Annotated in this window: 10 protein-coding genes and 1 pseudogene; 6 read left to right on the plus strand and 5 right to left on the minus strand. The window is 69.4% G+C overall.

What is annotated here, in order from left to right; translation table 11 throughout:
- Window positions 1-80 precede the first annotated feature (80 nt).
- The 5 genes and pseudogenes from ACFYML_RS31115 to ACFYML_RS31135 form a co-directional block, all read right to left on the minus strand.
- Window positions 81-272, minus strand: coding sequence for a hypothetical protein (locus ACFYML_RS31115; RefSeq protein WP_387424015.1), 192 nt, complete (start codon window positions 270-272; stop codon window positions 81-83).
- Window positions 273-320: 48 nt separating this feature from the next.
- Window positions 321-1,184, minus strand: a pseudogene (locus ACFYML_RS31120) (IS5 family transposase).
- A 255-nt stretch (window positions 1,185-1,439) separates the two neighbouring features.
- Complete coding sequence (locus ACFYML_RS31125; protein ID WP_387424016.1) at window positions 1,440-1,907, minus strand: low temperature requirement protein A; 468 nt, start codon at window positions 1,905-1,907, stop codon at window positions 1,440-1,442.
- Window positions 1,861-2,616, minus strand: a complete 756-nt coding sequence (locus tag ACFYML_RS31130) for a low temperature requirement protein A (protein WP_387424017.1) — start codon at window positions 2,614-2,616, stop codon at window positions 1,861-1,863. Before ACFYML_RS31130 ends, ACFYML_RS31125 begins: the two co-directional genes overlap by 47 nt.
- 1,183 nt (window positions 2,617-3,799) lie before the next feature.
- Window positions 3,800-3,925, minus strand: coding sequence for a hypothetical protein (locus ACFYML_RS31135; RefSeq protein WP_387424018.1), 126 nt, complete (start codon window positions 3,923-3,925; stop codon window positions 3,800-3,802).
- A 603-nt stretch (window positions 3,926-4,528) separates the two neighbouring features.
- Here ACFYML_RS31135 and ACFYML_RS31140 point away from each other — a divergent pair.
- From ACFYML_RS31140 to ACFYML_RS31165, 6 genes are read left to right on the plus strand one after another with little or no spacing between them, the layout of a single operon-like run.
- Window positions 4,529-5,596, plus strand: coding sequence for an ABC transporter ATP-binding protein (locus ACFYML_RS31140; RefSeq protein ID WP_387424019.1), 1,068 nt, complete (start codon window positions 4,529-4,531; stop codon window positions 5,594-5,596).
- Between the two features lie 25 nt (window positions 5,597-5,621).
- On the plus strand, window positions 5,622-6,707 hold the full coding sequence (locus tag ACFYML_RS31145; RefSeq protein WP_387424020.1) for a PotD/PotF family extracellular solute-binding protein: 1,086 nt from the start codon (window positions 5,622-5,624) through the stop codon (window positions 6,705-6,707).
- A gap of 31 nt (window positions 6,708-6,738) precedes the next feature.
- Window positions 6,739-8,520 (plus strand): ABC transporter permease, encoded by a 1,782-nt coding sequence (locus tag ACFYML_RS31150; protein WP_387424021.1) that lies wholly within the window; start codon window positions 6,739-6,741, stop codon window positions 8,518-8,520.
- Between the two features lie 14 nt (window positions 8,521-8,534).
- Window positions 8,535-10,061 (plus strand): DUF885 family protein, encoded by a 1,527-nt coding sequence (locus ACFYML_RS31155; protein ID WP_387424022.1) that lies wholly within the window; start codon window positions 8,535-8,537, stop codon window positions 10,059-10,061.
- Window positions 10,058-11,716, plus strand: a complete 1,659-nt coding sequence (locus ACFYML_RS31160) for a gamma-glutamyltransferase family protein (RefSeq protein WP_387424023.1) — start codon at window positions 10,058-10,060, stop codon at window positions 11,714-11,716. The genes ACFYML_RS31155 and ACFYML_RS31160 overlap by 4 nt, the downstream gene beginning before the upstream one ends.
- Before the next feature lie 20 nt (window positions 11,717-11,736).
- Window positions 11,737-12,480, plus strand: coding sequence for an IclR family transcriptional regulator (locus ACFYML_RS31165; protein WP_387424024.1), 744 nt, complete (start codon window positions 11,737-11,739; stop codon window positions 12,478-12,480).
- The last annotated feature ends 2 nt before the right edge of the window (window positions 12,481-12,482 follow it).

Consider the following 12,482-nt stretch of genomic DNA (forward strand, 5'->3'; position numbering starts at 1 on the left):
GTCCGTCCATAGTAGACCTAACCTATCGAACCGGGCGACCGTCGACCAGCCTGCGGGCCGGTGAAGGGCCAAGGTGCGAGCTATCTCGGTGGTTCGAGTTCGAGGGTCATGCCGGTGCTGGTGAAGAAGCCGGCGAGGAGATCGTTCTGTTGCTGACAAGCGCGTAGTCGACGTTTGACCAGTTCAGCGAGGTGGTCGATACCGCGGGCGGCGGTGTTGGTCAGGCCGCGTTCATCCAGCGCCAGACGCCTTCGGTGGGGTTGAGCGAGCACCCACCGACACGCCGGACCTAACAAAGCACTACTAAGAGGGTGTCTTGATCAGGTAGCTGTGGGTGTGTCTGTTTCGGGTTGATCGTCGCGCCAGGAGAGTGTCGTCTCATAGGTGAGACGCCGGCTCATGTTGTCGATCATGGCCCAGTGGATGTGGGCCCGTGAGTGCTCTGGTGACGTTTCGTAGTCACGGACGAGTCGTCGGTGGAGCATGACTTAGCCGTTGGTGCGTTCGATCGCCCACCGCTTGGGTAACGGCTGGAATCCCTTCCGTCCTGGTGTTTTTGACACCACCTGCACGTCGATGCCGTGGGCGGCGCCGCGTTCGATGACCGTGTTGCGGTAGCCGGCGTCGACCCACGCCGTGACGACCTGACGGTGGGTGGCGGCGAGACGGTCGACGACGTCACGGCCGCCGGCGGTGTCCGAGACACTGGCCGCGGTGACGATCACGACCAGCAGCAGACCGAGGACATCGGTGGCCAGGTGCCGTTTGCGGCCCTTGATCTTCTTGCCGGCGTCGATACCCTGACTGGCTTCGGGCACGTTGCTGCTGGTCTTGACGCTCTGCGAGTCGATGATCGCCGCAGTGGGCTCCGGGTCGCGGCCGGCTGCCCGCCGGACCTTGCCGCGCAACAGGTTGTGGATGGTCTCTGTGGTGCCGTCGGCAGTCCAGCGGGTGAAGTAGGAGTGGACCGTCTTGTACGGAGGGAAGTCGTGGGGCAGGTACTCCCAGGCGATGCCGGTGCGGTTGACGTACAGGATCGCGTTGACGATTTCCCGCAGGTCGTGCACGGGTTGGCGGATGCCCAGGCCGCCCTGGGCGGCCCGCCACGCGGTCGTAGTGGGTTCGATCAGCACCCACCGGGCATCGGACAGATCAGTGCGATACGGACGGCGAGGGGTCGTCATACGTCGATCATCGTGACCCGCCGCACCCGCTCCCAGCAAGACGCTAATCAGCGTGTACTAGATCCAACCCGATCAAGATGCCCTCTTAGCATCGCAAGCCGCCGCTGTGCGCTCTCGTCCGGGCCGCGGCGCCTTGCCGCTTCACTCTCGGCACCGACCCCGGCCAGCCCGCACGGACCCTGGGCAGCATGAAGCCCGGCGTCCACTAACGCGGCGACGCCGGACAGCTTGCGCGCGTTGTGACCCCGCCTCAGCTCACGATGGTCCGCCTGGAGGGGAGGGCGGCTCAGCGGAGAGTCGCCGCCGGGCACGGGCCGCGTCAACGACCGCTACCCCGGCGAGGACGACGGCGGCGGCGACGACGGCGATGAGTGGCGGCACGAGGATCATCGCCGGCGAAATGACAGCGAGTACGAGCACTCCGATCACACGGTCTCGGGACACCCGGGCGAACACCGCGTACTCGAGAATGGCCCGGCCGGCGAGGAACAGTGCGGGCCCGCCGAGGACGACGGCGATCCACGCCGGCCGGGTGTGCCCGGACGGATGCCTGATGACCAGCTCGTCGCCGACCGAAATCGCGACAACACCGGCGACCATCACCGCGTGGGCGTACAACACGGAGTTGACAACGCGGAGCGGATCCGGGGCCGCGGCGACGGCCGCGCCCAACACCTCACCGGCCCGGTAGATGTAGATGCGCCACAACAGCACCGTGGTCACGAACGCCACCACGACCGCCGCCGTGCGGTCGGCCACGAGGCCGCCGCTCGGCCACGAACTCGCTCAAGAATGAAAACTCCGCCGGTCTCGCGCTGGGCAGCCCCGGCGTTGGAAGGCCGAGTCTGGGCGCCGCGGAGTCCACGGCCACCGCGACCGCCCACAGCACCCCACGGGCCCAACCGTGCGCGAGCGCGCCGGCGAGCCACAGCGGCGCCGATACCACGAACCAGAACAGCGTCCGCAGCTCGAAGCGCTGCCGCTCGACGCCCCGTGTGACGAGCACGAGGAAGAAGCTGCGACCGACCTGGACGGCGACGTACGCGCCGGCGAAGACCAGACCGCGCGGACCGAACGCCTCAGGCGCCACCACTGCGAGCAGAAAGCTGCCGAACATGCAGCCGATGACCAGCGCCTGTATCGCCGGCTGGGCCGGGTCGAACCTGTTGGCTACCCCCGCGGTGTTGCCCCACACCCAAAACAATGCGAGCAGCACCACCACCGTCTGGAAGGCGCCGCTCCAGGTCAGACGCTCCAGCAACCCTTGCGAGAGCCGGAAGAGCGCGAAGACGAACACCAGGTCGAAGAACAGTTCCAGGAACGTGGCCCGGCCCGGATCCTGAGGTCCGCGCAGCAGCGTGGCTGCCCTACTCCTCATTGGTTCGCCCCGCTCTGTCGACTTCACACCGGTCTTGACGCAGTCGTACCACACCAATGGGCGTCGAACGTCGCCGACGAGACACTCCGCGCGACGACCGCTGCGTGGCCGATGGGTGCCGGCCACCCGAGCGGCCGCTGAGCGAACCGCGGAGTCCGAGGCGGAACCGGCCGTGTAGCGGGTACCGCGACGATCCGCAAGGGCGGTGCCTCCGGCGGGTAGGGCCCCCGGCCTGCGACCCGGATCCGGCCTCCGGCGGCCAGGACTACTCGCCCTGGACCCCCGGCGCTCCGGCGACGGCTCACCAGTGACACACCAAGATCAACCAGACCACGCCCGGCCGGTCCAGGGCGTACGTCCGGTGGGCCGCTCCACCTGGACCGACCGCCGTTCCGGCGACCTCCTCCACGTCTTGACCAGCAATGATCCGACTACGCCATAACCCTGGGGCGCTGGGCATCCGAATGGCCGCGATTGCCAGTGGCCGCCGTTTCGTGATCGACCTCTACCGGTTCGACCCACCATCCACAAACGAGCCCAACGAGACCCCTCCGGACCCGTCAGACCACGACGCCGGAGGGAAGGTCGCCGCTTGTGGATGGACGTCGCTTGGAAGGTCGCCCCGCTCGACCCGTGGGACGACTTCGTGAATTCGGAAAACAGTCGTCCAGCCGGAACGGTTTGCCAGACCTGGCTGCCTGCCTGGTCACCACCGCGACGGTCGCCGTCGGCCTTGCGCGGCGCTGCTCGCCGCCGCGATCGCCGCCGGCGTGGCCCTGGTCGCCAGCCCCGCACAGGCTGCGCCCCTCTGCTCCAGCCTCGGTGTCCCGGGGCAGACCGGATCGTCCCGATGCGCTCGGGTCATCGGCATCGACCCCGGCTCATACCTCGGCGTACGCACCGAGCCTCGGTACGGCGCGCCGGTCGTCAGTCGGCTGTACAACGGCGACATCGTGGAGATGGACTGCTGGACCACCGGCGACGGGGCAGCGGACAACCGAACTACCGGTACTGGATCCAGATCTACAACGCGTCGAGTTTGCCTCGGTACGTCAACGACTGGTACCTCGACTCGGGCAGTCCCAGGGTGTGGATGCAGGAAATCGGGCACTGCTGACGATCACTGTCCGGCGATCCGGGTCGGCTCGTATCGGGGGCGGCCGACCCGGACGGATGTAACGGCCTGGCCATCGTCTCCGGCGGACTTCCCGGCCCTTCTCGGCCAGCTTCTCCCGGCTCATCGCGGGTCGGCGACCACACTCGCCGCACCCGAGCGCGGTGGTCCGGCGAGGGCGGACAACAGGTGCAACTGGTCACCGTCGTCGTCGAGGGCGCCGCGCACGGTCTTGCCGTCCAGACGCACTGCGTCGCCGCACCACGCACGCGGTGCCCGGCGGCCGCGAACAACTACTTGAACTCGCCGAGCAAGCCGACGCCGGCTTCGACCGAAAGATCCTCGCCAACCTGTTCGCGATGCTGCAAGGCTATCCGGACCGCCGCTTCGCCGCCTACGGACTTCGGCGTGCGTACGCGAGGGCAACTCGGGGACCTGCTCGGCGAACCTGCGGGTCGGACACCCTGCCTCGTCGGGAGTACGGCGTAGGCAGATATGCCGTCCGCCATCCCGCAATACTTGATCAAGTCGGCAGCGCCGCTCGTGCCTTGGCGGCCCCATCTGCGAATGTCATCACGTCGGGCGCTGGGTGCCTTTGACCTGGTCGTGCCGGTTCCGGTAGCTGCGTAACGCAGGTTTTACGCGCGGTCGGTGGTCAGGTTCCGCAGCCGGTAGAGGCTGTATTAGTGCAGGTCACAGCGCCTTGCTCGGTGTTTCGAAGGTAGCTCGGCGCAGCAGTTGCCGGTGGGTCGACGCGAAATCGGCCGTTGACCTGGCTCATCTTCGACGTCTACGGTCGCTCCCATCCAATGGAAGTCAGATACCGATCAGTGGAAGTCTGGTGACGGCACGATGGTTGTCGGCGATCCGACCGCTCTCGACGCGCTGCTGACCGACGTGAGCAAGACCTACCCCAACGGCGAGACCGCCGTGACCGGGCTGACCCTCGGCATCCGCCGCGGTGAGTTCTTCTCCCTGCTCGGGCCGTCGGGGTGCGGCAAGTCCACGACCCTGCGCATGCTGGCCGGCCTCGAACGCCCGACCACCGGGACGGTGGCGATCGCCGGCAAGGACATGACCCGGGTGCCACCGAACCAGCGGCCGACGAACCTGATCTTTCAGAAGCTCGCCCTCTTTCCACACCTGACGGTGGCCGAGAACATCGCGTTCGGCCCGAAGATCCGCAGGATGTCGCGTGCCGAGGTCCGGACCGTCGTCAGCGACATGCTCGACCTCGTCGAACTGGCCGGATACGCCGACCGTAAGCCGGCGCAACTCTCCGGCGGCCAGCAGCAGCGGGTGGCGATCGCCCGAGCCCTGGCCAACCAACCGACCGTGCTGCTGCTCGACGAGCCCCTGGGCGCCCTCGACCTGCGCCTGCGGGTGCAGATGCAGCGCGCGTTGAAGAAGATCCAGCACGAGTCGGGCACAACGTTCGTCTTCGTGACCCACGACCAGACCGAAGCCTTCACCATCTCCGACCGGATCGCCCTGATGAGCGGCGGACGCCTGGAGCAGGTCGGACGCCCGGACGAGCTTTACAACCGGCCCGCCACCGAATTCGCGGCGACCTTCCTGGGTGACACGAACATCGTCCGCGGCGAGGTCAGCGACTCGACGCTGCGCTCCGGCGGGTTCACCTGCCGGACTGCCGGGCCGGGTACGGCGATGTCCCTACGGCCGGAGGCCATCGCCATGCGCCACCAGCTCACCTCCCCCTTCGACAACCACTTCAGCGCCCGGGTGACCGACCTGACCTTCCAGGGGGCGAGCGTTCGCTTCCACGTCGCCGTGGTCGACGCCGGACCGGAACTCGTCGTGCAGCTGCCCGCCAAGGAGGCGGGCGGCATCGCACCGGGGGACCGGGTCGAGATCGGCTGGCAGGCCGATGCGGCGGTCATGCTCGGCTCCGGCAAATAGGGCGCCAATCCCAAAGGAGAGACCAATGACGGGTACGACATTCTCCCGGCGCTCGATACTGGCCGGCGGCGTGGCCGCGGCCGGCCTGCTGGCCGCCGGCTGTGCCTCGACCAAGCAGCCCGGCTCGTCCGGCAGCGGCGGCAACAAGCTGGTCATCACCATGACGCCGTTCGCTGGGGCGGACCTTGGTGTGATGCCGCGCGAGTTCGCCAAGGAATACCAGGAGAAGCACCCGAACGTCGAGATCAAGATCGACGACACGCTGAACTTGGCCAAGCAGACCGCCGCCTACTCCGCCGACCCCAAGAAGCCGCTGAACAATCTGGTGTTCTCCAACGGCGGCGCGACGGCCACCGGCAAGGCCACCGGCATGTACCTGAAGCTGGACTACGGCAGGATCCCCAACACCCAGTACATGCGTGATCAGTTCGTCGAGAAGGACCACTGCGGCGTGGTGTTCGGCGCCGACCAGATGGGCCTGGTCTACAACAGCAAGACCTATCCGGAGGGTCTCGGCTCCTGGGCCGACCTGTGGGCACCCGCGCAGAAGGGCCGGCTCTGCTTCTTCACCACCCCGTGGTGGGTGATCGGCATGGCCGCCAAGCTCAACGGTGGCAGCTGGACCGACATGGCGCCGGGATTCGACATCTGGGCCAAGAACGCCACCAACATCCGGACGATCGTCACCGCGAACCCGCAGTTCCTCAACGTGCTGTCCACCAGCGAGGCGCCGCTCACCTCACACTACCTGGGCACCTCCAACGCATGGCGGATGCAGGGTGCCCCGCTGGCCTTCAAGGCGCCGGCCGAGGGCGTCTTCTTCGACCCGGTCGGCGTCAACATCAACTCCGGGTCGTCGGAAGACCAGGTCGAGGTCTGCCTCGACATGGTCAACGAGATGATGGCGCCGAAGTGGAACCAGCGTTGGATCGACACCTCCATCCAGATCCCCTCGCTGAGCACCTCGCAGCTGACCGACAAGCTCAAGGCCATCCCGGCGGTCGCGGCCGGCCCGGACCAGAAGTTCATCGAGGTCGACTGGGACACCGTCGGCAAGAGCATGGCCGCCTGGACCGACACCTGGAACAAGAACGTCGTCGCCAAGATCTGAGACCGACCCGCGATCGGAAGGAAGCCGTGCGATGACGGACGACCGTACGAGCGGCGGCACCGCGTCCGCCACGTTGGAGCGCGCCGCCTCGGCCGAGCCGCCGGCCGGGCGGGCTGGCCGGCGCAAGCTGCCGGCGCCGTCTGGCGGTGGTGGCGGGGAGCGGCGTACCGCGTTGCTGCTGCTCGCCCCGAGTCTGGTGCTGCTGATCGCGGTCTTCGTGTTCGCGGTGGAGTCCCTTGTCGAGTACTCGTTCCAGGAGTACCAGCCTGGTGGCGCGAACATCGCGAACACGCTCGCATCCTGGAGCAAGGTGCTCGGCGACTCGTACTACTGGTCCGTGATCTGGCAGACCGTCCTGATCGGTCTACTGGTCACCGCCATCACCGCGGTCGTCGGCTACCTGACAGCCCTGGCGTTGCACCACACCAAGCGCGCCGGGTGGCGCAACGCCGGTTACGCCGTCGTCTTCTCCTCGCTGGTCTTCTCCGGTATCGCCAGCGTCTACGCCTGGCAGCTGCTGCTCGGCCAGCAGGGCTTCGTCAACTCCGCGCTCGACCTGATCGGGATCGGCCCGCTCAATCTGCTCTACGAGAAGAGCGCCGTGGTCATCGCCCTGGTGCACACGCTGCTGCCGCTGATGGTCCTGCCGATCGTCAGCAGCCTGCGCCAGATCGACGGCACGCTCGCCGAGGCGGCTGACGACTTCGGCGCGTCCCGGTGGCGCACCTTCCGGGTCATCACGCTGCCGCTGAGCGCGCCCGGCCTGATCGCCGGCTGCCAGCTCACGTTCGCACTGACCATCTCCAGCTTCACCGCGCCGAGCCTGCTCGGCGGCGGCCGGGTGGCGATGCTTTCCACCACGATCTATTCGCTGGTCGGCACCACCGACTTCCCGTCCGCCTCGGTCTGCGCGCTGATCCTGCTCGTGCTGGCGCTGCTCTCCTCCGGCATCTTCGTGCTGGTGCAGCGCCGGTTCGCCGAGGCCGACCAAGGTGGCGTCACGGTCAGCCCGTCCCCGCCGCGCGGCATCCGCGGCCTCGGCGTCTGGATGGCCCTGGTCTACCTCTTCCAGTTGCTGCCGGCCGCGATCGTGGTGATCAGCTCGTTCTCCTCGGTCTCCTACGGGGTGTGGCCCCCGCCCGGGTTCTCCGTTCGCTGGTACACCAATCTGTGGCAGCAGGACGGGGTGGCGTCGGCGTTCACCGGCAGCCTGTGGATCGGCGCGCTGGTGGCCGTACTCGCCGTACTGCTCGGCTCGGCCGGCGCCGTTGCCCTGGTGCGCTACCGGTTCCGGGGCAGCGGGGCGATCCAGTCGGCGCTCTTCTCACCCGTGGTCGTACCCAAGATCGCCTTTGGTTTCGCGGTCTTCATGCTGCTCGCCCGCGCCGGGCTGCCCACCGGCCGGTGGGCCGTCGTGCTCGCCCACACGGTAGCGTCCGTGCCGTTCGTCATCGTGCTGCTGTCCGCAGCGCTGGAACGCGCCGACCGCACCCTCGACTACGCCGCGATCGACCTCGGCGCCCGCCCGCTGACCGCGTTCCTGCGCTCCACGCTGCCACAGATCGCGCCCGCCATGCTGGTCAGCGGCGTGTTCGCCTTCCTGGTCAGCTTCAACGAGATCGACCTGTCGATCTTTCTGCTCAGCAGCGAGCAGCAGACGCTGCCGGTCTGGATGTTCGGCTACCTCAACAACTACCAGGATCCGACGCCGGCCGCCCTGTCCACCCTGATGACCCTGCTCTCGCTGGTGGTCGTCGCAGTGGTGGCGGTGATCCTGCGGCTCACCCAGCGCGGCCGCCGCCTGGTTCTCTGAGGGGAGTGACATCGATGGCCGACCTGTTCCCGCGGCTGCGGCACGTCTGCGACATGGATGCCGCCTACCTGCGCGAGTACTCGGGGCTGCACGACGAGTACGACGGCAGGATCGTCGACCTGTCGCCGGCCGGGGTGACCGCCTCGCTGGCCGCCCTGGGTGGACCGGAACTGCCCGACCCGCACGACGAGGCCCAGTTGGCCGCAACCGAGAACGCCATGCGGGCCCGGTTCGGCCGGCTGCGCCAGCACCGGTGGGATCCGTGGGTGCACGTCGAGGCGCTCGACCTGTCGCCGTACGACCGGCCGTACACCGGCGAGCTGGCTCGGCAACGCGCCCGTGCCCGGCACCTCGCCGGCTGGCCGGACGCCGTGGACAACGCGATCGAGGCCCTCGACGAGGTGTCCGCCCCGGTCGCGGCCATGTTCCTGCCGGCCGCACGCGGCCTGGCCGCCGGTGTCCGGCCCTCCGACGGCGAGGCCGGTGAGCAGGCGCTCGCCGCGCTCGACCGGTTCGCCGCCCACCTGGAGAAGGCCACCCGCGACGGTGACCCCGCGCCCGCCCTGGGCCGCGCCGACCTCACCGCACTGCTCGGCTGCGAGGACCGTGTCGCGGTCGACCTGGACGAACTCGCGGCCGTGGCCGTCGCCGAGTACTCGCGGATGCGCGACATCCTGGCCGACGCCGCCGACCGGCTGGACCCCGCCTCCGGCGGGGACATCGGGCGGGTGAACGCCCGGATCCGCGCCGACCATGGCGACTTCGCCCAGATCGTCGCCGACACCGGGGCCCAGGTGGCGGTGGCCGCCCGCTTCGTCCACGAGCACGACCTGGTGCCGATCGTTGACGACACCTGCGTCGTCGAGCCGTCGCCGCCGGCCCGCGCCTGGGCATCCGGCCGGGTCAGCTGGGTGGCACCCTGGGAAACCGAGGGCCACGCGCTGTTCCACGTCACCGGCCCACGGGAACACTGGTCGCGATCCGACCGCGAGTCCTGGCTGGACCGCTTCAACCGGTCCGCGATGGCGGTCATGGCGGTGCACGAGATCGGTCCCGGGCACTGCAGCCACGCGCTGATGATGGGCCGGATGACCAGCCCGGTGCGCCGCACGCTCTGGTCCGAACTGTTCTTCGAGGGTTGGGCGCACTACGCCGAGGAGATGATGTGGGAGCAGGGCTACCAGGATCATGACGCGCGCTACCAGTTCGGCATGGCCCAGGAGGCGATGATCCGGATCGTACGGGTGCAGGCCGTTCTCGGCATCCACACCGGTGCCCTCGCCCTCGACGACGCGGTCGCGCTCTTCGAGGAGCGGGCGTTCCTGGCCGGCCCGGCCGCCCGCTCCGAGGCGATGCGCGCGGTCTGGGAGCCCACCTGCATCCGCTACACCTGGGGCAAGGTCCTGATGCGCCGGTTGCGCGAGCAGGCCGAGGCCGCTTGGGGAGACGCCTTCTCGTTGCCGCGGTTCCACCGTGAGCTGATGTCGTTCGGCTCGCCGCCGGTCGGCATCGTCGACGCGGCGATGGGCGTCGCGGCATGACCGCGGCCGCGCTCGAACAGGGCCCGAAACCGGTCGCGGCCGCGCTCGAACAGGGCGCGAAACCGGTCGCGCACGGCCGGGAGGCGATGGTGTCGGCCATGCATCCGACGGTCGCCGACGCCATGGCCGAGGTGCTGCGGCGCGGCGGCAACGCGATGGACGCGGTGCTCACCGCCGTACCCCTACAGGGTGTCCTGGAGCCGCAGATGACCACCCTCGCCGGCGGGATGTCGGTCCTCTACTACGACGCCACCCGGCGGCGGTACGAGTACGTCGACGGCGAACTCGACCACACCACCGACGCCCCGCCGGTCGCCGCCACCTGGGACCACTACGTACGGGTCGACGACGCGCTCGACCCCGGCGACGGCCGCCGGGTCGGTGTGCCGGGCACCCCGGCCGGGATGTACGAGGCGATGCGCCGGCACGGGAGCCTCGGCTGGGCCGACTACTTCGCCCCGGCGATCCACGCAGCCGAACACGGATTCCCGATGTACTCCTTCCTCTACGGCGAGACGTTCGGCGCGGCCGGCCGACTGTCGACGCACCCGTCGGGGCGAGCCGAGTTCCTGCCCGGTGGTCGCGTGCCGCCGGTGGGCGAGCGGATGGTGCGGCCCGCCCTCGCCGAGACGATGCGCCGGATCGCGGCCGACGGACCCGAGCACGTCTACCGTGGCACCTGGGCGCGGCGGTTCGTCGAGGCGGTCCGGGCCACCGGCGGCACGGTCACCGAACACGACCTAGCCGGCTACACCGCCCGGGTGCTCGAGCCGCTGCGCACCCCGTTCCGCGGCGAGGAGGTCGTCGCAGCGCCGCCGCCGTCCGCCGCGGGCGTGCTGATCTCGCTGGTGCTGCGCGTCCTGGAGCACTTCGACCTGCCGGCGCTGGGTCACTACACCCGGGAGGCAGAAGCGCTCGAGGTGCTGCGCCGGGCAGTGGCGTTCGGCGAGTTCTTCACCGAGCGCTTCGTCCGCGACCCGCTGTCCTACCACGTACCCGTCGGTGACCTGCTCGCCGACGGCTTCACCGCCGGGCTCGCCGCGCTGATCCGGGGCTCCAGCCGCCGGGAGTTGGCGGCACCCGGCGCGGTGGCGACGCCAAGCGCGGCCGAGCTGCACGCCGGCAACACCGACCACGTCGTGGCCGTCGACGCGGCCGGCAACATGGCGTCGCTGACCCATACCGTGTACGGCACCACCTTCGGCACCGGCCTGGTCGTCGACGGCATCCACGTCAACAGCGGAAACGGCTTCCCGGGCACCGGCAACGGGCCGGGCCGGCGGGTGTTGTCGCCGTTCCCGCCGACCATGGTGGCCCGGGACGGCGTGCCACGGCTGGTGCTCGGCTCTCCCGGCCTGTCCGCCCGCGCGGTCGCGATCGTGCTGGCCAACCACCTCGGATACGGCCTGCCGCTGGCCGAGGCGATCGACCAGCCCAGGTTCCAGGGCGCCCAGGTGGATCAGCCGTTCACGGTCGAGGCGCGGATCGCCCCGTCCGTCCTAACGGAACTCGCCGATCGATACGGTGCCGACGTACGGGTGACGACCCCGTACTACTGGCACTTCGGCGCGGTGCACGCGATCGAGGTCGACGCCGACGGAACACGCCACGGACATGCCGACCCGCGACGCCCGGGACGAGCGGCCGGATGGTGAACGGACGACAGGAGAGCTACGTGGCAGACACCAAGTCGCCCAGCTACATGGGCCGCATCCTCAACCTGCTGGAGACCTCGGTGGTCGCCGAGGGTGCGCCGCTGACGCTCACCGAGCTGGCCGCGGTGGCGGGCGCCCCGCTGTCCACGGTGTCACGGCTGACCGCCCAGCTCATCGAGTGGGGCTTCCTGGACGAGACGGACGGACAGCGCTTCGTTCCCGGCCGCCGGTTGGTCGCCATGGCCGTCGCGGTCAGCGAGCACCTCTACAGCAACGACCGATTCCAGCAGGCGGCCCGGTTGCTGGCCGGCCTCACCGGCGAGTCCACCACGGCGGGCCGGATCGTCGGCAACAACATGTACATCATCGCCCGCACCGACTCGGAGCAGCCGCTGCGCGCGGTCAGCCGGATCGGCGAACGCATCCCGCCGGAACGGTCCGCGCTCGGCAAGGCGGTCCTGTCGCACCTGCCCCGCGCCCGGCAGCTGGGCCTGCTCGCCGGCGCCGCGCTCGAGGACCCCGAGGCCGTGCTGGAGGCGATGCAGCCAGAGCTCGAAGAAGCCCGCCGGGTCGGCTACGCGGTGGACGAGGAGACCTACGACATCGGCCTGCGGTGTCGCGCCGCCGCGGTCATCGGCCCGGACGGCGAGGCCGTCGCCGGACTGTCCATCAGTGGGCCTGCCGCTCGCTTCACCTACGAGCTGGCCGAGGAATCGGTGGCGGCACTGTGTCGGGAGGCGGCCGCCATCCGCAACCTGCGCTGACT

It is taken from the genome of Micromonospora sp. NPDC007230, assembly GCF_042869115.1.
In the GTDB taxonomy this organism is placed as follows: Bacteria; Actinomycetota; Actinomycetes; order Mycobacteriales; family Micromonosporaceae; genus Micromonospora.